Raw genomic sequence first — 21814 nt, forward strand, 5'->3', positions numbered from 1 at the left:
ACGTTCTACTCTCTTGGTCGCAGCTCTTCTCGGCGGCTGTACTGGCAAAACGCATACCCTATAGCGAACGCTGGAAGCCTGTTTTTGCCGGTGCTCGCGCTTCTGCAACTTGACGGTGGCTGGACGCTTGAAATTACTCAACATGCAGCGGCTCTGCACAGATTCGGGCGAGCAACTGCAACGCCTCGGCACTGGATTGCTGGATACGCGCCCAATCGCCTCCAGACCATGCTCAGAGCGCAGAGTCACTTCCAGTACACGTAAAAAACCACCCGCGGCCAGGGCATCGGCCAACGGCAGGATGTCCGCCTCAAGGACGATGGTGATCAGCAGCATGATCCGCGCCTTCGCACGCCCTCTCGGTCCACGAAAGCAAGTGCGCGCAGCACACCCTACGGGGTGAGCGACGCCCCTGCGGCGTGCGCCGCTCACTGTTGCAGCGCTTAGGATCAAACGCGGAAGCGGCTGACCAACGACTGCAGATGATTGCCCAGGCGGGCCAGCTCCACCGAGTTGGCCGCCGTTTCTTCGCTGGCGGCGGCACTCTGCTCGGCTACGTCGCGCACGCTCAGTACGCTGCGGCCGATCTCTTCGGCGACCGCGCCCTGCTGCTCGGCAGCGGCAGCGATCTGCTGATTCATCGATTGAATGTTGGACACCTTCTGATTGATCACCCCCAGCGCCACACCAGCCTTGCGCGCCAACTCGACGCTGTCGTCGGTGAGGCTGCGGCTTTCGTCGAGCACACCTGCCACCTCCTGAGTACCGCGCTGCAGGGCACCGATCAGGTTCTCGATTTCTTCGGTGGACTGCTGCGTGCGTCGCGCCAGGCTGCGCACTTCGTCGGCGACCACGGCGAAGCCACGGCCCGCCTCGCCCGCACGCGCGGCCTCGATGGCCGCGTTAAGCGCCAGCAGGTTGGTCTGGTCGGCCACCGCCTTGATCACGTCCATGACGCTGCCGATCTTCTCGCTTTCCTTCTGCAGCAGATTCATGGCGTCGGTAGAGCGCGCCATTTCGCCAGCCAGTGCCTCGATCTGGCCAATCGCCTCGGCTACAACACGATCTCCCTGGTTCGCTTCGGCATCTGCGTCGGCCGCGGCCAGCGAGGCCTGCTCGGCATTGCGCGCGACTTCGTTGACCGTCGCGGACATTTCCTGCATGGCGGTGGCCACCTGATCGGTTTCCAGCTTCTGGCTGTTGACCCCGGCGCTGGTCTGCTCCGTCACTGCCGACAGCTGCTCGGCGGCGCTGGCGATCTGGCTGGCGCTGTCGCTGATGCCGCCGATAAGCTCACGCAGCGACTGCCCCATGCGATGCACACCTTGTTGCACCTCGCCGATCTCGTCGCGGCGGCTGGTTTCGGGCAGATGGCTCAGGTCACCGGCGGCGATGCGCTCGACCACCTGCAACGTCTCGCCCAGCGGCCGGGTGATCTGGCGTGTCATGACGACCGCCGCACCGATACCGATGAGCAATGCCACCAGCGTGGAGATCAACTGTATGGACTTGACTGCCGAGCTATCGCTGTTGCGCTCCGCGATCTGATTGGCAACGAGCTGATCGCTCAGCTCGACGATCGCATTACCGGTTTCATCGAGCTCATCACGCGCCTTGAGTGCTCGGGTATTGGCCTGCTGGAACGCCTCCACGACTGCGCGGTAGCCATCGAAGCCCCGGCGGATGGCAGCGACCTGCGCCGCACTTTCGCTGCCCATCGCCACGTCCAGCTGGGTCAGGCTGTCGGCAGTTCGCTGCAACTGCCTAGTCACGGCTGCTTCGGTGGCGGCGTTGACCTTGGCGGTATAGCCACGCACCTCGTAGCGCATCAGCTGAATACCTTCCTTGGCATCACGCATTGCGCGATAACGAACCTGCCGCTGCGGATCGTATTCCGGCATGCGCTCTATGGACTCGGCGAGCGTCTCGATCTCGGCGAACACATTACGCGCCAGGCTGCCCATCTCGTTGCGCGCCGCCGCAGCATCGGCATAAGCGCGTTGCATGGTCGAGAGTGACTCCTGGTATCGAGCGATCTGCGCATGCTGCTGCTTCAGCAAACGGAGGTTCTGCGTCGAGCTGAAGTTGTTGATGCTGCGGTCATGCGCCTCGCGATAGCGGTCGAGCGCCTGCTGCATCGCCTCTGCAAAGGCCGTGTCGCCATTGCTGAAGACGTAACGAACGCGGCTCACCCGCAGATCGTTGAGCAGGGTATTGACCTGATTGATCTCGATCACCCGCTGGCCACGCTCAGTCATGCGGCTGATGCCATCCCAACCGGTGATCGCCAGAACCAGAGTAAGTACAAGTACGAGGCCGAAGCTCAGGGCAAGCTTCCAGGTGACGCTGACATTACCGAGCCATTTGCTCATGAAATTCTCCATCCGCGAAAAAACGATCGGGCATCCGCTGGAGAATTGTTCTTGTTGTCAGCACGCTAACCTACGACACCCGGTTATTGATTAGCGTACGACGATATCATGGCGCCAGCATTAAGTCATCAGTCAACTATATGACTGGATCTTTTCAACTCCACTCAGCCCAGCAGTTTCAACGCCTCGGCACTGGCTTGCTGGATACGCGCCCAATCACCGTTTTCCACCCATTCCCGCTGGAACATCCAGGTGCCGCCGACGCACATGACGTTCGGCTGCGTCATGTAGCGCTGCAGATTGTCCGGATTGACGCCGCCAGTTGGGCAGAAACGCACGCCACCGAAAGGTCCGGCGAGCGCCTTGAGCGCCGCGACGCCGCCGCATAGTTCCGCCGGGAACAGCTTGAAGCGGCGATAGCCAAGGGCGTAGCCGACCATCAGCTCCGAGGCACTGCTCACGCCCGGCAGCAACGGCAGCGGGTTGTCCAGCGCCGCCAGCAGCAACTCACGGGTACTGCCCGGCGTGACGATGAATTGCGCACCGGCTGCAGTGGCCGCCGCCAGCATGTCTTCATCGAGCACAGTGCCGGCGCCGACGCACAGCTCGGGACGCTCGGCACGCAGGCGACGAATTGCCTCCAGGCCGTGCTCCGAGCGCAGGGTCACCTCCAGCACGCGCAGGCCGCCGGCGGCCAGGGCGTCGGCCAACGGCAGGATGTCCGCCTCACGGGCGATGGTGATCACCGGCATGATCCGCGCCTGCGCGCAGATGCGGTCGATCTCGGCGATTTTGTCGGCCATGCGCGCGCGCTGGTCTTGGTCGAAGCTGGTCATGTCAGGGGCACCAATGAATTTCGAGAGGGGAATGCAGGAACGCGCGGATCGGCAGCTCGGCGATCTTGCCGGGCTGCAGCGCCGCGCTGAGTGTGTTCAGTTTCGCCTGGCCCTGGATCGCCAACAGCGGCAGGCGCGCGCTGGCCAGTAGCGGCAGGGTCAGGGTCAGGCGCTGCGCCGGCTCGCTCGGCGCCAGCATCGGCAACACCCGGCGTGCGCAATCTGGCTGTAGCGCCTGGTGCAGATTGGGGCTGTGCGGAAACAGCGAGGCAGTGTGGCCGTCATCGCCCATGCCCAGTACCAGCACGTCGACAGGCGCCAGTTCGGCGACGGCCGTGTCGGCCAGGTCGGCCGCTCGCTCCAGGTTGCCGGCAACCTGATAAAGACCGATGAAACGCCCCTCGGCCGCAGGCCCCTGCAGCAGATGACGACGCACCAGTCCTTCGTTGCTGCCTGCGTGGTTGACCGGTACCCAGCGCTCGTCGGCCAGGCTGACCAGTACCTGCGCCCATGGCAGCTCCTGCTGCGCCAGCGCTTCGAAGAACGGCACCGGGCTGCGACCGCCGGACACCACCAGGGTGGCCTGGCCGCGACTGGCAACGGCTTCACGCAGCGCATCGGCTACGCGCATCGCCATCGACTGCGCCAATTGCTCGGCGTCGTTATGCGCGCAGGCCTGTACGCCCTGCGGCAGTTTCAGTTCAGAGATCGCCATACCAGCTCCTGCCATCGCGGGTGATCAACGCCACCGAGGCCATCGGGCCCCAGCTGCCGGCGGTGTAGGGTTTCGGCGCTTCGCCGAGGCGCTGCCAGCCGTCGATCAACTGATCGCACCACTGCCAGGCGTATTCGATTTCGTCCTTGCGCACGAACAGGTTCTGGTTGCCGCGCATCACTTCCAGCAGCAGTCGCTCGTAGGCATCGGGAATGCGCGCACTGCGGTAGGTATCGGAGAAACTCAGCTGCAGCGGGCCGCTGCGCAGCTGCATCCCCTTGTCCAGGCCCTGATCCTTGGTCAGCACCTGCAGGGCGATGCCCTCGTCCGGCTGCAGGCGGATGATCAGCTTGTTGCCGATCAGCTGGCGCTGCTCCGGGGCGAAGATGTAGTGCGGCGGTGCCTTGAAGTGGATGACGATCTGCGACAGTTTCTGCGGCATGCGCTTGCCGGTGCGCAGGTAGAACGGCACACCGGCCCAGCGCCAGTTACGGATGTCGGCACGCAGGGCGACGAAGGTTTCGGTATCGCTCTGGGTGTTGGAGTTCTCTTCCTCCAGATACCCCGGCACCGGCCGCCCATCGCTGCTGCCGGCGACGTACTGGCCGCGCACCACGCGCTGGCCGAGCTGCTCGACACTGATCGGCTCCAGCGCCTTGAGCACCTTGACCTTCTCGTCACGGATGCTGTCGGCGGACAGATCGCTGGGCGGGTCCATGGCGATCAGGCAGAGCAGCTGCAGCAGGTGGTTCTGGATCATGTCGCGCAACTGCCCGGCCTGATCGAAGTAACCCCAGCGCCCCTCGATGCCGACCTTCTCGGCCACGGTGATTTCCACGTGGGAAATGTGGTTCTGGTTCCACTGGGTCTCGAACAGGCTGTTGGCAAAACGCAGGGCGATGAGGTTCTGCACCGTTTCCTTACCCAGGTAATGATCGATGCGATAGACGCGATTCTCCGGGAACACCTGAGCCACGGCGTCGTTGACCGCACGCGAGGATGTCAGGTCGTGGCCGATCGGCTTTTCCAGCACCACCCGAGTGCCCTCGGCCAGCCCGACGGCAGCCAGGTTGGCGCAGATGCCGCCATACACCGACGCCGGCGTAGCGAAGTAGGCGATCAACTGATCCTGCGGGCTGACATGCTCGAGCAGCGCGGCGTAGTCCTCGGCCTTGAGAAAATCCATCGTCAGGTAGTTCAGCCGCGCCAGGAAACGCGCCAGATCGGGCTCCGTCAGCTCCTTGGCCGGCACGTACAGGCGCAAGGCCTGCTCGATGGCAAGCAGATGCCGACTCGGCTCACCGGCATCACGCGCCAGCGCAAGGATGCGCGTGGCATCGTGCAGCAAACCGGCGCGATCGAGCTGGTAAAGCGCGGGAAATAGCTTGCGCAACGCCAAATCGCCCAGCGCGCCGAACAAGGCCAAGGTGCAGGATTCAAGTTTCATCGCAGGCATGAGTTTGTTCTTTTATCAAGATGAACTAGAAATACCGGGTGATACTGCATTTATCAAGAAAAAATATTGTTATAGCAACAACATTTTCCTAGACAACCAATAAGTCAGTGGTCGCCCGGGGGCGTCATCAGTAGGATAGGCCGGCCGCTTGGCTGCCGATCGCCTGCTGCCGAGCCCGTCAAACCGCTGTTAGGAGCCCCTATGGACCGAGTGCGCAACCTGCTGGAACAGATCCAGAGCCGCCTGGACGACCTGAACAAGGCCGAACGCAAGGTCGCCGAAGTGATTCTGCATGACCCACAGCAGGCCACTCGTTTCAGCATCGCCGCCCTGGCACAGGCGGCCGGGGTCAGCGAGCCGACGGTCAATCGTTTCTGCCGCTCGTTCGGCGCCAACGGCTACCCGGAGCTGAAGATGCAACTGGCGCAGAGCCTGGCCAGCGGCGCCGCCTATGTCAGCCGCGCAGTGTCGGCCGACGACGGCCCCGAGGCCTATACGCGCAAGATCTTCGGCAGCACCATCGCCTCGCTGGACAGCGCCTGCCAGAGCCTCGATCCGCAGCACGTCAGCCGCGCCGTCGACCTGCTGATCCAGGCGCGGCAGATCCACTTCTTCGGCCTCGGCGCTTCCGCCTCGGTGGCACTGGATGCGCAGCACAAGTTCTTTCGCTTCAACCTCGCCGTCTCGGCCCACTCCGACGTGCTGATGCAACGCATGATCGCCTCGGTGGCGCACACCGGTGATCTGTTCGTGATCATTTCCTACACCGGGCGCACTCGCGAACTGGTGGAGGTGGCGCGCCTGGCACGCGAGAACGGCGCCTCGGTACTCGGCCTCACCGCCGCCGGCTCGCCACTGGCCAGGGCCAGTACCCTGAGCCTGGACATTCCGCTACCGGAAGACACCGACATCTACATGCCGATGACATCACGCATCATCCAGCTCACCGTGCTCGATGTACTCGCTACGGGTGTCACCCTGCGTCGTGGCGTGGACTTTCAGCCGCATCTGCGCAAGATCAAGGAAAGCCTGACCGCCAGCCGCTATCCGGCGGATGAAGAATCACTGTAAAGGTTCGGACAAGGCATCTGCGCCTAGGTTGCGCCGATGATGCCTGAGCTCACCTGCATCGTGCCGTTCAGGCAAATCGCGTCGCTTCTGGTAGGCTTGCCGGCTTTCCCGAAAAGCCCAGGCCTCATTCCATGCAAGCACTGATCGCTTTCAGCCGTTTCATCGGCAACACCTTCGCCGTCTGGGTGTTGCTGTTCGCCGTCATGGCCTTCTTCCAACCCAGCTGGTTTCTGCCGCTGACCGCCTGGATCGTCCCGCTGCTCGGGCTGATCATGTTCGGCATGGGCCTGACCCTGAAGGGCGCGGACTTCCAGGAAGTTGCTCGGCGCCCGCTGGCGGTGCTGCTGGGCGTGCTGGCCCAATTCAGCATCATGCCACTGGTGGCCTGGGTGCTCTGCCAGCTGTTCGCCCTGCCACCGGAGATTGCCGTGGGCGTGATTCTGGTGGGCTGCTGCCCCGGCGGCACCGCCTCCAACGTGATCACCTGGTTCGCCCGTGGCGATCTGGCGCTGTCGGTATCGATCACAGCCGTCACCACCCTGCTCGCCCCGCTCGTCACCCCGGCACTGATCTGGCTGCTGGCCTCGGAATGGCTGCCGGTCTCCTTCAGCGCCATGTTCATCTCCATCCTCAAGATGGTGCTGCTGCCTATCGTCCTTGGCCTGATCGCCCAACGCCTGCTCGGCGAGCGGGTCAAGACCGCCGTCGAAGTACTGCCGCTGATCTCCGTGGTGAGCATCGTTGCCATCGTCGCTGCCGTGGTGGCCGCCAGCCAGGGCAAGATTGCCGAATCCGGCCTGCTGATCATGGCCGTGGTGATCCTGCACAACGGCATCGGTCTGGGCCTGGGGTATCTGGCCGGCCGCCTGTTCGGCATGTCACTGGCGCAGCGCAAGACGCTGTCCATCGAAGTCGGCATGCAGAACTCCGGCCTTGGTGCCGCGCTGGCCAGCGCGCACTTCAGCCCACTGGCCGCCGTGCCCAGCGCCCTGTTCAGCGTCTGGCACAATCTGTCCGGCCCGCTGCTGGCGACCCTTTACCGCCGGATGGATCAAACCGCCAAAGACAGTACAGACTGATTCAGCACTGCACGAAGCCGGGGCGCCTTGCCCCGGACGCGCCAATATGCACAATAACGGTGCGCGCGAGGACGACCTCCACACCCTGAACCCAGGGTGGCTCATCCGGGGACGGCCCCTTCAACCACTGGAGGTGACCATGTCCTGGATCATTCTGTTTCTCGCCGGCCTGTTCGAGGTCGGCTGGGCCATCGGCCTGAAATACACCGAAGGCTTCACCCGCCCCCTGCCAACGCTGCTGACCGTCTGCGCCATGCTGGTCAGCCTGGGCCTGCTCGGCCTGGCCATGAAGGAGCTACCGCTGGGCACCGCCTACGCCATCTGGACCGGCGTCGGCGCCGTAGGCACGGTGATCGCCGGCATCATCCTGTTCGGCGAGTCCATGGCGCTGCTGCGCCTGGCCAGCGTGGCGATGATCGTCTGCGGGCTGGTCGGGCTCAAGCTGAGCCACTGAGAAAGCCGGAATCCAGCTTTATGGGAGGCGCTTTAGCGGCGAATCGCGGCTGCAACTGCAGGGATGCAGGAGGTAGAGCGAAGCAGGATGCCCGAGCCGAAAGCCTCTCCCACAAGCTCAACGCCAATCTCCGCGCAACTCGGCCACCTGAGCCTGCAACGCCTCGCGCTTGGCCTGCTCGGCCACCACCGGCGTACCGGCCACCAGGCACACCCGCGACCAGAACCGCTTGAACAGGCCCTTGTGCGGCGCACGACTGAAGAAACTGCCCCACAGACCCTGCAGCGCCATGGGAATCACCGGCACCGGGTTCTCTTCGAGAATGCGCTCGACCCCGGCCTTGAACTCGTCGATCTCGCCGTCGCCGGTCAGCTTGCCCTCGGGGAAAATGCACACCAGCTCGCCGTTACGCAGGTACTCGGCGATCTTCTTGAACGCCGCGTCGTAGATCAGCAGGTCCTCGCTGCGCCCGGCGATCGGCACCGTGCCGGCAGTGCGGAAGATGAAATTGAGCACCGGCAGGTCGTAGATCTTGTAGTACATGACGAAACGCACCGGCCGGCGAATGGCCCCGCCGATCAGCAGCGCATCGACGAACGACACGTGGTTGCATACCAGTACCGCCGGGCCCTCGTCGGGGATCACGTCGAGGCCCCTGTGCTCGACGCGGTACATCGAATGCCCCAGCAGCCAGATGAGAAAGCGCATGCTGAATTCGGGGACGATCTTGAAGATGTAGCTGTTGACCGCGATGTTCATCAGCGACACCACCAGAAACAGCTGCGGAATCGACAGCCCGGCGACGCTCAGGAACAGGATCGCGGCGATGGCCGAGGCGACCATGAACAACGCATTGAGGATGTTGTTGGCGGCGATCACCCGCGCCCGCTCGTGCTCGGCGGTGCGCGACTGGATCAGCGCATACAGCGGCACGATGTAGAAGCCGCCGAACAGACCGATACCGAGAATGCAGCCGAGAATCCACCAGGCCTGACCATGGCCCAGCAGCGCCAGCCAGTCATGCGGCGCAGCGCCCTGCGGGAAACCGCCGGAGAACCACCACAGCAGCATGCCGAACAGGGTCAGGCCGATGGAGCCGAACGGCACCAGGCCGATCTCCACCTTGTGCCCGCTCATGCGCTCGCAGAGCATCGAGCCCAGGCCGATGCCCAGCGAGAACACGGTGAGAATCAGCGTCACCACGCTCTCGTCGCCATACAGCCATTCCTTGGCATAAGCCGGAATCTGTGTCAGGTAGATCGCGCCGAGAAACCAGAACCAGGAGTTGCCCACCAGCGAGCGTGAAACCGCCGGGCGCTGGCCCAGGCCAAGCTTGAGGATGGCCCAGGACTGGCGAAAGATGTTCCAGTCCAGCGGCAGTTCCGGCATCGCCGCCGAAGCCCTGGGAATGCCGTGGCTGGCCAGGTAGCCAAGCAGCGCCACGCCGACCACCGAGCCGGCGACGATGGGCGCATAGCTGCTGCTGGCCATCATGATGCCGGCGCCGATGGTGCCGGCCAGAATCGCCAGGAAGGTGCCCATTTCTACCAGGGCGTTGCCGCCCACCAGCTCCTCTTCCTTGAGGTGCTGCGGCAGGATCGAATACTTCACCGGGCCGAACAACGCCGACTGCGTGCCCATGGCGAACAGTACCGCGAGCATCAGCGGCAGGCTGTCGAGCAACACCCCGGCAGCGCCGGCGAGCATGATCAATATCTCGGCAGCCTTGATCTTGCGGATCAACGAATCCTTGGCGAACTTCTCGCCGAACTGGCCGCCGAGGGCGGAGAACAGAAAGAACGGCAGGATGAACAGCAAGGCGCAGAGATTGACCAGCAGATCGCGGTCGACGCCCGTGTTGAGCTTGAACAGGATGGCGAGAATCAGCGACTGCTTGAAGATGTTGTCATTGAAGGCGCCGAGCAATTGCGTCACGAAAAACGGCAGGAAGCACTTCTTGCCGAGCAGGGCGAATTGCGATTGTTGGGTCATCGTCCATGGTCCTCGCGGGAGTCGGTTTTGCCCGCTCAGGCATTTGACTGCAAATCCCCCCACGAAAGCCACAGGGCAAATGCGAACGCCTTGGCGATACGCGACAGCGTGGGGAGGGCTTTAGCCGCGACAGCAATTGCACAAAGCTCGCCGCTGAAGCGCCTCCCACAGCTTCCCGCAGACGCCACTCATCGGTTCGCACGGCGCACCCTACGAAACTGGATACCAACGCCCCGGGCGATACGCCACAGCGTGGGAGGGGGTTTTAGCCGCGACAGCAATTGCACAAAGCTCGCCGCTGAAGCGCCTCCCACAGCTTCCCGCAGACGCCACTTATCGGTGCGCACGACGCACCCTACGAAACCGGATACCAACGCCCTGGCGATACGCCACAGCGTGGGAGGGGCTTTAGCCGCGACAGCAATTGCACAAAGCTCGCCGCTGAAGCGCCTCCCACAGCCGGGTACATCGTGACGACTCGGTCCGGTAGGGTGCGCCGCGCGCACCGAGGCGCCGCCGATTCCCCGGCACTCACCGCTCATCTCCGAGGCGCCCAACCACGTCGCCAAACGCAGCGCAAAAAAAACGGCAGCCCAATCGGGCTACCGTTCTCGAACTCGGAGAAAACGTCAGTGCCCTCGCACTGACTACAACCTCACCTGCATTCCCTGGGGAATGCCAGCGCAGTCTGACAAAAGCCAGGACCAGCGTCCGTTTAGCTTTGTTACCTGCCTGCAAAGAAATGTAAACGGCGGATGACTGCACGGTCCGCCGCGCGGCACAATCGCGCCCATGAACGCCTACCACCCTGCCTGCTGCAGCCCTCTCGACACGCACAACCCGCTGCCAAACGTGCTTGCCGGCGCGCAGCTGATCAGCACACGCTTCGACCCGGCCCTGCTGGCAGAAGACGACTTCGCCCGCTGCGGCATCGCGCCCGTGCGCGGCGTCGCCAAGCGACAGGCCGAATACCTGGCCGGGCGCCTGTGCGCACGCGAAGCGCTGCGCCGCGTGACCGGCCAGGCCAGCGTGCCTGCAGTCGGTGAAGACCGCGCGCCGCAGTGGCCGCGTGGCGTGGTCGGCTCCATCACCCATGGCGACAACTGGGCTGCTGCGCTGGTCGCGCCTGAAGATCGATGGCGCGCCCTGGGCATGGACGTCGAACGCCTGCTGCCGGCCGAACGCGCCCAACGCCTGCAGGGCGAAATCCTCACCCCCGCCGAACTGCTACGCCTGCAAGACCTCGACGAGAACGCTCGCGCCCTGCGCATCAGCCTGACCTTCTCGGTCAAGGAAAGCCTGTTCAAGGCGCTCTACCCGCTGACCCTGACGCGCTTCTACTTCCATGACGCCGAGCTGCTGGACGTCGACGACGACAGTGTGCGCCTGCGCCTGCTGATCGACCTCAACGCGCACTGGCGCTCAGGCGCCGAACTGGACGGCCAGTTCGGGCTGTTCGACGGCAAGGTGCTGAGCCTGGTGGCAGTGGCGGCGTGATCATGCAGCTACGTAGGGTGGATGACGCCTCTTCCATCCACCCTCCCGGCAGCCCTGGTGTATCGGTCGCGCCGCGCATTTGAAGCGCGATCCACCTACACCTAGCTGGCGGCGGTCATGCTGCTCACTTGAGGTCGCACTCGTTTGGCTCCCCTCTCCCATTCATGGGAGAGGGGCTGGGGGAGAGGGTGAAAGTACCGCAAACCGCAATTTCCCCCTCTCCGAACGCGGCCCGCCCTAACCCTCTCCCCAAAGGGGCGAGGAGACTGATCGCGCTCAACCGTTTCTTGGGTGAACGACATTGCACTGATGGCGGGGCTGTTGTAGCCCGGATGCAATCCGGGAACAGGTAGCCGGTCAGCCCCGGATTGCATCCGGACTCCAAAAACTCGCTGCGCACGGCGCACCCTACGGAACAGCGCCCTACTCCCCCTGGCGCCGCGGCCACACCAGGCTGAAACGCGCGCCGCCGAGGCTGTCGCTGCGGCCGATCTGCGCGCGACCGCCGTGCCAGTAGATGATCCTGCGCACGATGGACAGGCCCAGCCCGTGCCCGCCGGACGCCCGCGTGCGGCTGTCATCCAGGCGCAAAAAGGGACTGAACAGACGTTCCCAGGCTTCCTCCGGCACGCCTGGCCCGTCATCCTCGGCATCGATGCGACAACGCTTGTAGCCGACCTGACAGCTGATCAGCACCCGCCCTTCGGCGTAACGCATGGCGTTGCTCACCAGATTCTGCAGCGCCCGATGCAGGTAACGCGGCTCGGCTTCGACCCAGCAGGCGCCGTCGGCCTGCACGCTGAGCACCGCACCGCATTCCACGCGCACCTTGTTGCTCAGCGGCGCCAGTTCCTCGATCACCTGATCGATCAGCGCCCTGAGCTCCACCTGCTGAAAGTTCAGCGCCGGCGAGCCCTGCTCCAGACGCGCATAGGTCAGCATCTCGTCGACCAGCTTGTCGAGGTCCTGGATATCGCTATCCATGCCATCCATGTACTTGCGCCGGGCACTTTCGTTGGGCGCATCGGCGATCATCTCCAGGCCGAAACGCAGCCGCGCCACCGGCGTGCGCAGCTCATGGGACACCGCACGCACCAGTTCGCGCTGGGTGCTCAGGGAGGTCTGCAGGTGCTCGGCCATGGCATTGAAACTGCTGGCCAGACGCCCCACCGAGTCCGCGCCGCGCGTCGGCACGCGTGCATCCAGGCGGCCGCTGGCGATATGCGTGGCCGCGCTCTCCAGGGCACGCAGGCGCTGCTCCAGCGAGCGCACCAGCAGGTAGACGATCAGGCCGATCAGGCTCAGGCCCAACGCGCCAATCAGCACCAGCAGCTGCGGCGGATAGGGGTTCATCTGGTACAGCGGGCCGATTTCCAGCACCCAGGGCGTATCGACGATGCCGGAGAAAACATAGATGGAGTCGCCGCCCTTGCCCAGCGCCATCACCGTATCGCCCTCATCGATACGCCGACGCTGGTCGAGGTCCAGGGTTGCATCTTCGAGCCGTGTCAGTTGCAGGTCGAAGCCGAACTGCTTGGCCGCCTTCAGTTCGGCCAGGCGCTGCGGCTGCTCATGCACCGGGTAGCGCACCAGCTCATCAATCAGCAGGTAGTTGGTGGCCCGCGCCAGCTGCTCGCTGATCTGCTGGATCTCCCCCGTCAAAAGCAGCGGCTGCTTGCCGTCGAGCAGGCCGTAGACCTTGGCCGAGTGCGGGCCGGTCTGGCGCACCAGCACATGGCCGCGCTGCAGGCGATTGCGCTCGCTGCTTTCCAACGCCACCTCGCTCAGCGCCTGCAGCTCCAGGGGGATGCCGAGCAGGCGCGACCACACCACCAGGGCGCGCTTGCGCTCCACCTCGTTCATCGGCAGCAGGTTGTCCGCCATCAGGCGGAAGGTGCCGCGCGCCAGCCCCTCGCGGTACTGATCGCCACGCACCTCGTTGACCAGGTGCAGGGTGCCGACGCCCAGCAGCGCCACCAGCACCAGCGCAGCGAGCATGCCGCCGTAGATGCGCAGGAAGATCGAGTTCATGGCCGCCCGATCAATCGCGCAGGAGCGGCGGCACATCACCGAACGGCAGCGCCTCGGCGGCCTCGGCGACGAACAGATAACCCTTGCTGCGCACCGTCTTGATCATCCGCGGGTGCATCGGGTCATCACCGATCTTCGGACGGATACGCGAGATGCGCACGTCGATGGAGCGGTCCTGGCCGTCGTACTCGATACCACGCAGGGAATTGAAGATTTCCTCGCGCGACAGGATGCGCCCGGCGTTGACCGCCAGCAGCCACAGCAGATCGAACTCGGCGCTGGTCAGCTCGATGCCCTGCTCGCCCAGCCAGGCCTCACGCATGGCACTGTCGATGGCCAGCGCGCCGAACTGCAGCCGCCGCGGCTGACCTTCGTCGCGCTCGCTCTCGCTACCCTCGCGGCGCCGTAGCAACGCGCGAATGCGCGCCAGCAGCACGCGGGGGCGCACCGGCTTGCACACGTAATCATCGGCGCCCATCTCCAGGCCCAGCACCTGGTCCATGTCGTCGGTTCGCGCGGTGAGCATCAGGATCGGCCCCTTGTAGCCGCCGCGCACCTTGCGGCAGATGCTCAGGCCGTCCTCCCCCGGCAGCATGAGGTCGAGAATCACCAGGTCCGGCTGCTCGGCGAGAATCCGCGCTGCCGCACGGGCGCCGTCGGCCTCGACGGCCACGCGCAGGCCGTTGCCTTCCAGATACTCGCGGGTCAACTGCGCCAGGCGCTGGTCATCCTCGACGATGAGAATCTGCCACGCTTCTTGTTCCACACCCTCTCCCCTTTGCATACCGGCAAGCGCCGCAAATACCGCAGCCATTCTAGGGGCTGTGCGCATCTCGGCGCGAGCGGCAAACCCGTGCCCGAGCCTGAGCGTCTCGGCAAGCACAGCACATGCCAAAAGCACTATATATAGTGGTAGTCTGTGCACCGCCGAACAGCTTCGCCAAGTCGCGGGAATCCCGCCTCCAAGGGCGACGAACGGTCAGCATTGGCCAGAGCCAGAGACCACGCGGGCTACGCCGCAGGCGCCCACAAGACACTCACATCTTATCCACAGGCTGTTCTGTTTCTAGCGCCTTGCAATGCCTCCAACAGCGCACTATCTTGTATCCCCATTGCGCGGCAGCTACCAGATGTTGGGTTACCGCGAAAAACCGGACACAAAAAGAACGAATCGCGCAAGCCCTTTTCACAGGGTTTTCCAGATGCTCCGGCCAATCGTTTTGCCCTAACCCAGGCCTGGCCTGGGTTACAGCCACGCCGCAATGTTCCACGTTGCGCGTGAGCCGGTCAGACAGCGGCCTTACCCGCCAGTCGACCACTATATGTAGTAGGCGGGGTGTGGTAATGCCCCGCTGTGACTTATGCGCCAGGACGGCACTTGAAGTCGTGCCCACCCTGCCAGCTGTTGCGACACCCCGTACCCGGCCCCGCTGCCGCGTGCGGCTCAGTTGTTAATGGAATGAACGGCGGACAGGGCGCGGTTTCCAATCGTGACGTCCAACCAAAAATTACAGAACACGGAGATCTCCATGCATACCGACACTACTCGCGAGAACCCGCAGGCCGTGGCGCCGCAGGCCGCTGAATCCTCCCAGGATCTGGCTGCCACCGCGCCCGGCCAACTGCGTGTGATCAAGCGCAACGGCACTGTCGTCCCCTACACCGATGACAAGATCACCGTCGCCATCACCAAGGCCTTCCTCGCAGTAGAAGGCGGCACCGCTGCCGCTTCGTCGCGTATCCACGACACCGTCGCGCGCCTGACCGAACAGGTCACCGCCACCTTCAAGCGCCGCATGCCGTCCGGCGGTACCATCCACATCGAAGAGATCCAGGACCAGGTCGAACTGGCCCTGATGCGCGCCGGCGAGCAGAAGGTTGCCCGCGACTACGTGATCTACCGCGAAGCCCAGGCCAACAAGCGCAAGGCCAGTGCCGGCAGCGAAATCGCCCAGCCGCACCCGAGCATCCGCATCACCACCGCTGGCGGTGAGCTGCAGCCGCTGGACATGGGCCGCCTGCAGACCATCATCACGGAGGCCTGCGAAGGTCTGGCCGAAGTCGACGGCGGTCTGATCGAGCGCGAAACCCTGAAGAACCTGTACGACGGCGTCGCCGAGAAGGACGTCAACACCGCCCTGGTGATGACCGCCCGTACCCTGGTCGAGCGTGAGCCGAACTACAGCTACGTCACCGCCCGCCTGCTGATGGACAACATCCGCGCCGAGGCCCTGAGCTTCCTGAACATTGCAGGCAGTGCCACTCACCACGAGATGGCCGACCTGTACGCCAAGGCTCTGCCGGCCTATGTCGACAAGGGCGTTGAGTTCGAGCTGCTGGACGCCAAGCTGAAGGAGTTCGACCTGGAGAAACTGGGCCGTGCCATCAACCACGAGCGCGACCAGCAATTCACCTACCTCGGCCTGCAGACCCTGTACGACCGCTACTTCATCCACAAGGACGGCATCCGCTTCGAACTGCCGCAGGTGTTCTTCATGCGCGTGGCCATGGGCCTGGCCATCGAAGAGCCGAAGAACCGCGAAGACCGCGCCATCGAGTTCTACAACCTGCTGTCCTCGTTCGACTACATGGCGTCGACCCCGACCCTGTTCAACGCCGGTACCCTGCGTCCGCAGCTGTCGTCGTGCTACCTGACCACCGTGCCGGACGACCTGTCGGGCATCTACGGCGCCATCCACGACAACGCCATGCTGAGCAAATTCGCCGGCGGCCTGGGCAACGACTGGACTCCGGTGCGCGCGCTGGGCTCCTACATCAAGGGCACCAACGGCAAATCCCAGGGCGTCGTGCCCTTCCTGAAAGTGGTCAACGACACCGCCGTGGCGGTCAACCAGGGCGGCAAGCGCAAGGGCGCGGTGTGCGCCTACCTGGAAACCTGGCACATGGACATCGAGGAATTCCTCGAGCTGCGCAAGAACACCGGTGACGACCGTCGTCGTACTCACGACATGAACACCGCCAACTGGATTCCGGACCTGTTCATGAAGCGCGTCTTCGAAGACGGCAAGTGGACCCTGTTCAGCCCGAGCGAAGTACCGGACCTGCACGACCTGACCGGCAAGGCCTTCGAAGAGCGCTACGAGTACTACGAAGCCCTGATCGAGTACGGCAAGATCAAGCTGTACAAGACCATCCAGGCCAAGGACCTGTGGCGCAAGATGCTCTCGATGCTGTTCGAGACCGGCCACCCGTGGCTGACCTTCAAGGACCCGTGTAACTTGCGCAGCCCGCAGCAGCACGTGGGCGTGGTACACAGCTCCAACCTGTGCACCGAGATCACCCTGAACACCAACAAGGACGAGATCGCGGTCTGCAACCTGGGCTCGGTCAACCTGGTCAACCACATCGTCGACGGCAAGCTGGACATCGAGAAACTCGGCCGCACCGTCAAGACCGCTGTGCGCATGCTCGATAACGTCATCGACATCAACTACTACAGCGTCGACCAGGCACGTAACTCCAACCTCAAGCACCGTCCGGTCGGCCTCGGCCTGATGGGCTTCCAGGACGCCCTGTACCTGCAGCACATCGCCTACGGTTCGGACGCGGCCATCGAGTTCGCCGACAAGTCGATGGAAGCCATCAGCTACTACGCCATCCAGGCCTCCTGTGACCTGGCCGAAGAGCGTGGCAGCTACTCAACCTTCGAAGGTTCGCTGTGGAGCAAGGGCATCCTGCCGCTGGACTCGCAGCAGATTCTGATCGAAGCCCGTGGCCAGAAGTACATCGACGTCGACCTGTCCGAATCGCTGGACTGGGCGCCGATCCGCGAGCGCGTGAAGAAAGGTATTCGTAACTCGAACATCATGGCCATCGCGCCGACCGCGACTATCTCCAACATCATTGGCGTGTCTCAGTCCATCGAGCCGACCTACCAGAACCTGTACGTGAAATCGAACCTCTCCGGCGAATTCACCGTGATCAACCCCTACCTGGTGCGCGACCTGAAAAACCGCGGCCTGTGGGACCCGGTCATGGTCAACGACCTGAAGTACTACGACGGTTCCGTGCAGCAGATCGAGCGCATCCCGCAGGACCTGAAAGACCTGTACGCCACCGCCTTCGAAGTGGAAACCAAGTGGATCGTCGACGCTGCCAGCCGTCGCCAGAAGTGGATCGACCAGGCTCAGTCGCTGAACCTGTACATCGCCGGCGCTTCGGGCAAGAAGCTGGACGTGACCTACCGCATGGCCTGGTACCGTGGCCTGAAAACCACCTACTACCTCCGTGCCCTGGCCGCCACCAGCACCGAGAAGTCGACCATCAACACCGGCAAGCTCAACGCAGTTTCCGCTGGTGGCGACGAAGGCTTCTCGGCCAAGGCCCAGGCCCCTGCCCAGCAGGCCGCCCCGGCCCCGGCGCCAGTACCGAAAGCGTGTGCCATCGACGAACCCGACTGCGAAGCGTGCCAATAAGCGCGCGCATCTGAGCGGCATTCGCGGCGTTACCTGCCGGAGCGGCCCCCATCACGTACATACGTACGCTCAGGGGCTCCACTCCAGCAGGTGCCTAGCGCTCACTCGCTCAGCTACACGCTCGAAGGTCTGATGTAGTTCTAAAGCAAAGCAACCGTCAGTCCCCTCTCCCGCTTGCGGGAGACGACTGCAGGGATGCAGGAGGTAGGGTGAAGCAGGAAGCCCGAACCGAGGGTTAGGGAGAGGGAAGGCTTTTCGTAGGAGCGGCTTCAGCCGCGAAAATCGCGGATAAATCCGCTCCTACCCAAGCCTTGCCCCTCTCACAAATTCCCGCCTCTCCTCCTTCGGGTCGAGGGGCAAAGGTCAGCCAGCAATCCACCGCCTGCTGACCAGTGGTACCCGTTTACCCTTGCGCGCATCACGCAACGGAACATAATTCAAATTATCTGTATATCCATACAGGCCGGTTCGTTAACCGGCCCTCACGCAGGAGCCAAGCCATGCTGAGCTGGGATGAATTCGACAAGGAAGACGGCGCAGAAGCAGCCGCCGCAAGCAACGCCAACGCACAGAGCGCCGGCACCAACTTCGACAAGCTCGACAGCGAAGCTGCCGGCTCGGTCGAGCAGGCCCGCGCTGTCGACGCCAACGACTCCGACGCCGTGGCCCGCGCCAAGAAGGCCCTGAACGACCTCGACATCCAGGAAGGCCTGGACGACCTCGAAGGCGCCGCCGCGCGCGTGCAGGTCGGCGACAAGCAGATGATCAACGCCCGCGCCGACCTCAACCAGCTCGTCCCCTTCAAGTACGATTGGGCCTGGCAGAAGTATCTGGATGGTTGCGCCAACCACTGGATGCCGCAGGAAGTGAACATGAACGCCGACATCGCGCTGTGGAAGAGCACCGACGGTCTCTCCGAAGACGAGCGCCGCATCGTCATGCGCAACCTCGGCTTCTTCTCCACCGCCGACAGCCTTGTAGCCAACAACCTGGTACTGGCCGTGTACCGCCTGATCACCAACCCCGAGTGCCGCCAGTACATCCTGCGCCAGGCCTTCGAGGAAGCGATTCACACCCACGCCTACCAGTACTGCATCGAGTCGCTGGGCATGGATGAAGGCGAGATCTTCAACATGTACCACGAGATCCCGAGCGTCGCGAAGAAAGCCTCCTGGGGCCTCAAGTACACCCGCTCGATCTCCGACCCGACCTTCAACACCGGCACCCCGGAAACCGACCGTCAGTTCCTCAAGAACCTGATCGCCTACTACTGCGTACTGGAAGGCATCTTCTTCTACTGCGGCTTCACCCAGATCCTCTCCATGGGCCGCCGCAACAAGATGACCGGCACCGCCGAGCAGTTCCAGTACATCCTGCGTGACGAGTCCATGCACCTGAACTTCGGCATCGACGTGATCAACCAGATCAAGATCGAGAACCCGCACCTGTGGGATGCCCAGATGAAGGACGAAGCGACCCAGATGATCCTGCAGGGCACCCAGCTGGAGATCGAATACGCGCGTGACACCATGCCGCGCGGCGTACTGGGCATGAACGCCGCGATGATGGAGGACTACCTCAAATTCATCGCCAACCGCCGCCTGACCCAGATCGGCCTGAAGGAAGAATACCCGGGCACCACCAACCCCTTCCCGTGGATGAGCGAGATCATGGACCTGAAGAAGGAGAAGAACTTCTTCGAGACCCGCGTGATCGAGTATCAGACTGGTGGTGCGTTGAGCTGGGATTGATGGCTCGCTGACATCAGAGTAGATTGACCCACACCTGCCAGGGATGTTGGGGTTGAGGGTAAATAAGAAGCCCCGCCTAGTGCGGGGCTTTTTTTGGAGAGATCTATGAGATTCTCGCAATTCTTTCAACTCAATCTCGAACAGCCCTACTTAGACTTCCTTGATATACCACTTCATACAGACGTAGCGGCATTTATAGATCCAACCGGCCTCAAGCAGCTCGATTCTGAGTTCGGCCATATCGCTCAATCCTTGATGCAAACCTTTTTTGACAAAGTTCTTCAAGAAATAGCGAATAACAGCTTGAGCAATGCCATCAACTTACTTTCCCAATTATCAGAAAGCAATGAGTTCCATCTCGGCCTTTCAAAAGGAAAAGCAAGAGGTCATGGTATTGGAGCACACAACGCTCACAAACTAGGATTAGCAATTTCACAAAGCAAAGCTTCTAAAAGCGGCCTCTTGCAAGATTTGGAGGACACTTGTCTTGTAATCGAAGGCATCGGAAGCGACATGATCTCCGACGCAATTTGCAATATCATTCGTGGACCGCTGATAGAATACACACAAGAGATGTGTAACCTTCACAACATCCCCCTTACCCCCGGTATAAAATCAGGCCCAGTCTGGAATGGAGATAAATGGACGCAGTTCCTTACCAATCTTCCCATGACAAGCGAGGGCAAGGTAATACTTATACCGAAAATAATAGCCAGATATAATATTTCATATAGCTCCTCCGAATACTACAGACACTATCTTCTAGAAGATATGCAGAGAGATGAAATCCGCCGTGCTACGACCCTCGTTCACTACCTAAAAGATGGGTCACCAAAAGTCACAAAAACAGACCTCATTAAGAAATACGGAAAAGACAAAAAATCGATTGAAACTCAAACAATAAACCACAGAGGAGCACTTGAAAACTACAAAAAAGATAAGATAAAAACTATAGTTAGCGCCCTAGATCATGAAGACATCTCAGAAATAACAAACACACCAAAACTGGACTGGGAAAAAGTACAGAACGAATTCTCACTCATATCTACCGGCCGCAGCGCCGCTCATGAATATGAGAATTTAATAGAAAAAACCCTTACCGCACTTTTCTACCCGTGCCTTAGCCATCCCAAGAGAGAAAAAACCATACATGATGGCAGAAAGAGAATTGACATCGAATATACAAATAACGCAAAAAATGGTTTTTTTTCATGGCTAGCGCAGCACTATCCCGCAGCCAAGATATTCATAGAATGTAAAAACTATGATGATGACCTAAGCAATCCAGAGGTAGATCAACTATCAGGAAGATTTAGCCCGTCCCGCGGAAAATTTGGAATAATTGTCCATAGAAAATGCAAGAACTCCAACCTTTTACATTTACGATGCAAAGACACAGCAAACGACCAGAGAGGTTATATAATTACCCTATCTGACGAGGAAATAATTGAACTCATCAAAGGAAGAGAATCCGCGCATCCATATAGCTTTCCGCTGCTCAAGAAAAAATTTGATTCCCTTATAGACTGATGACTGATCGCGCGCCCACACTCAAAAGGCGAAAAAGGGGACGGCTTTTTTTCTCCTCTATTCGCTTCTACTGATGTCGCCCTTACGGCGAGTCACTTGACTCGCTTCGCTCGCCCTTCGGGCCAGCCTTAGGCTGTTACTCCGCTGCGTTCCGTTTCTCTTTGCTCGCGCAGAAAGTAACCAAAGAGAAAGCGCGCCCGGCATCCGGGTTTCGCTGCGCGAAACTCCCCTCACTCCGGCGCTGTTCCGAGGGTCGTCGCGAAGGGCCATCCCTGGCCCATCACTCCTCGTTTGGCATCCATGCCAAACGCCCCTCTACACAGCACCTCCACTACTCGCTGCGCTCGCCCTACGGGCCAGCCTTCGGCTGTTACTCCGCTTCGCTACGTTTCGGCCTCCTGACGGAATTCGGAAACCGAGTCGCCTGAACTGTCCGTGTAGGCAAATCCAAAAAGCAGAGCCAAAGCATTGCGGCTTTGCTGCAATGCTTTGGCTCCTTGCTGTTCTGGAGCGCCAATCTCACAGACGACGCCAAGCGCCCCTTCAGGAGGCCGAGCGGAATCGTTGCGCAGGGGGTGAGCCGCATGGATGCGG

14 protein-coding genes and 2 pseudogenes are annotated in these 21814 nt (G+C 61.9%); 7 read left to right on the forward strand and 9 right to left on the reverse strand.

Going from position 1 to position 21814, the window contains the following annotated elements; translation table 11 throughout:
• Window positions 1-213: 213 nt before the first annotated feature.
• The 6 genes and pseudogenes from DXK50_RS07200 to zwf form a co-directional block, all read right to left on the reverse strand.
• Window positions 214-336 (reverse strand): annotated as a pseudogene (locus tag DXK50_RS07200) (bifunctional 4-hydroxy-2-oxoglutarate aldolase/2-dehydro-3-deoxy-phosphogluconate aldolase); the annotation flags it as partial.
• 113 nt (window positions 337-449) lie between these two features.
• Window positions 450-1313, reverse strand: coding sequence for a methyl-accepting chemotaxis protein (locus DXK50_RS25400; RefSeq protein WP_461818593.1), 864 nt, complete (start codon window positions 1311-1313; stop codon window positions 450-452).
• A pseudogene (locus DXK50_RS25405) lies at window positions 1305-2384 on the reverse strand (methyl-accepting chemotaxis protein); the annotation flags it as partial. The pseudogene DXK50_RS25405 and the gene DXK50_RS25400, both read right to left, overlap by 9 nt.
• Before the next feature lie 152 nt (window positions 2385-2536).
• Entirely contained in the window at window positions 2537-3208 is a 672-nt protein-coding gene (locus tag DXK50_RS07210) for a bifunctional 4-hydroxy-2-oxoglutarate aldolase/2-dehydro-3-deoxy-phosphogluconate aldolase (RefSeq protein WP_283088406.1), read from the reverse strand.
• Window position 3209: 1 nt separating this feature from the next.
• The gene (gene pgl / locus DXK50_RS07215; protein ID WP_212629825.1) at window positions 3210-3923 is read right to left on the reverse strand and encodes a 6-phosphogluconolactonase; all 714 of its coding nucleotides are present in this window, start codon (window positions 3921-3923) and stop codon (window positions 3210-3212) included.
• Complete coding sequence (gene zwf / locus DXK50_RS07220; protein WP_161866684.1) at window positions 3910-5379, reverse strand: glucose-6-phosphate dehydrogenase; 1470 nt, start codon at window positions 5377-5379, stop codon at window positions 3910-3912. The genes pgl and zwf overlap by 14 nt, the downstream gene beginning before the upstream one ends.
• A 210-nt stretch (window positions 5380-5589) precedes the next feature.
• Here zwf and DXK50_RS07225 point away from each other — a divergent pair, with 210 nt between their 5' ends.
• From DXK50_RS07225 to sugE, 3 genes are all read left to right on the forward strand, one after another.
• Window positions 5590-6450 carry a MurR/RpiR family transcriptional regulator gene (locus tag DXK50_RS07225; protein WP_178101864.1) on the forward strand — a complete coding sequence of 287 codons (861 nt, stop codon included), beginning with the start codon at window positions 5590-5592 and terminating at the stop codon, window positions 6448-6450.
• Window positions 6451-6581: 131 nt separating this feature from the next.
• Window positions 6582-7529, forward strand: a complete 948-nt coding sequence (locus DXK50_RS07230; RefSeq protein WP_212629826.1) for a bile acid:sodium symporter family protein — start codon at window positions 6582-6584, stop codon at window positions 7527-7529.
• A 139-nt stretch (window positions 7530-7668) separates the two neighbouring features.
• Complete coding sequence (gene sugE / locus DXK50_RS07235; RefSeq protein ID WP_161866687.1) at window positions 7669-7983, forward strand: quaternary ammonium compound efflux SMR transporter SugE; 315 nt, start codon at window positions 7669-7671, stop codon at window positions 7981-7983.
• A gap of 117 nt (window positions 7984-8100) precedes the next feature.
• On the opposite strand, the gene DXK50_RS07240 is transcribed toward sugE, so the two are convergent.
• Entirely contained in the window at window positions 8101-9975 is a 1875-nt protein-coding gene (locus tag DXK50_RS07240; protein WP_212629827.1) for an MFS transporter, read from the reverse strand.
• A gap of 792 nt (window positions 9976-10767) precedes the next feature.
• On the opposite strand from DXK50_RS07240, the gene DXK50_RS07245 reads away from it, so the two are divergent.
• Window positions 10768-11472: a 4'-phosphopantetheinyl transferase family protein gene (locus DXK50_RS07245; protein ID WP_212629828.1), complete on the forward strand. Its 705-nt coding sequence runs from the start codon at window positions 10768-10770 to the stop codon at window positions 11470-11472.
• Between the two features lie 423 nt (window positions 11473-11895).
• Here the strand turns inward: DXK50_RS07245 and DXK50_RS07250 are convergent, their stop codons facing one another.
• Both DXK50_RS07250 and DXK50_RS07255 read right to left on the reverse strand, forming a co-directional pair.
• Window positions 11896-13503: an ATP-binding protein gene (locus DXK50_RS07250; protein WP_212629829.1), complete on the reverse strand. Its 1608-nt coding sequence runs from the start codon at window positions 13501-13503 to the stop codon at window positions 11896-11898.
• 10 nt (window positions 13504-13513) lie between these two features.
• Complete coding sequence (locus DXK50_RS07255; RefSeq protein WP_161866691.1) at window positions 13514-14269, reverse strand: response regulator; 756 nt, start codon at window positions 14267-14269, stop codon at window positions 13514-13516.
• A gap of 763 nt (window positions 14270-15032) precedes the next feature.
• Between DXK50_RS07255 and DXK50_RS07260 the strand changes: the two genes are divergently transcribed.
• From DXK50_RS07260 to DXK50_RS07270, 3 genes are all read left to right on the forward strand, one after another.
• On the forward strand, window positions 15033-17939 hold the full coding sequence (locus DXK50_RS07260) for a ribonucleoside-diphosphate reductase subunit alpha (protein ID WP_212629830.1): 2907 nt from the start codon (window positions 15033-15035) through the stop codon (window positions 17937-17939).
• Window positions 17940-18439: 500 nt separating this feature from the next.
• Window positions 18440-19690, forward strand: coding sequence for a ribonucleotide-diphosphate reductase subunit beta (locus DXK50_RS07265; RefSeq protein ID WP_212629831.1), 1251 nt, complete (start codon window positions 18440-18442; stop codon window positions 19688-19690).
• 105 nt (window positions 19691-19795) lie between these two features.
• On the forward strand, window positions 19796-21220 hold the full coding sequence (locus DXK50_RS07270) for a hypothetical protein (RefSeq protein WP_212629832.1): 1425 nt from the start codon (window positions 19796-19798) through the stop codon (window positions 21218-21220).
• Window positions 21221-21814 lie beyond the last annotated feature (594 nt).

The sequence above is a fragment of the Pseudomonas sp. KB-10 genome, assembly GCF_018221585.1.
Classification (GTDB): domain Bacteria; phylum Pseudomonadota; class Gammaproteobacteria; order Pseudomonadales; family Pseudomonadaceae; genus Aquipseudomonas; species Aquipseudomonas yangonensis.

Coding starts and splice junctions, on each gene's coding strand:
- DXK50_RS07230 (WP_212629826.1), top strand. CDS start 6,582: ATGCAAGCACTGATCGCTTTCAGCCGTTTCATCGGCAACACCTTCGCC.
- DXK50_RS07250 (WP_212629829.1), bottom strand. CDS start 13,503: ATGAACTCGATCTTCCTGCGCATCTACGGCGGCATGCTCGCTGCGCTG.
- DXK50_RS07240 (WP_212629827.1), bottom strand. CDS start 9,975: ATGACCCAACAATCGCAATTCGCCCTGCTCGGCAAGAAGTGCTTCCTG.
- DXK50_RS07210 (WP_283088406.1), bottom strand. CDS start 3,208: ATGACCAGCTTCGACCAAGACCAGCGCGCGCGCATGGCCGACAAAATC.
- zwf (WP_161866684.1), bottom strand. CDS start 5,379: ATGCCTGCGATGAAACTTGAATCCTGCACCTTGGCCTTGTTCGGCGCG.
- DXK50_RS07260 (WP_212629830.1), top strand. CDS start 15,033: ATGCATACCGACACTACTCGCGAGAACCCGCAGGCCGTGGCGCCGCAG.
- DXK50_RS07265 (WP_212629831.1), top strand. CDS start 18,440: ATGCTGAGCTGGGATGAATTCGACAAGGAAGACGGCGCAGAAGCAGCC.
- DXK50_RS07245 (WP_212629828.1), top strand. CDS start 10,768: ATGAACGCCTACCACCCTGCCTGCTGCAGCCCTCTCGACACGCACAAC.
- DXK50_RS07270 (WP_212629832.1), top strand. CDS start 19,796: ATGAGATTCTCGCAATTCTTTCAACTCAATCTCGAACAGCCCTACTTA.
- pgl (WP_212629825.1), bottom strand. CDS start 3,923: ATGGCGATCTCTGAACTGAAACTGCCGCAGGGCGTACAGGCCTGCGCG.
- DXK50_RS25400 (WP_461818593.1), bottom strand. CDS start 1,313: ATGGGGCAGTCGCTGCGTGAGCTTATCGGCGGCATCAGCGACAGCGCC.
- sugE (WP_161866687.1), top strand. CDS start 7,669: ATGTCCTGGATCATTCTGTTTCTCGCCGGCCTGTTCGAGGTCGGCTGG.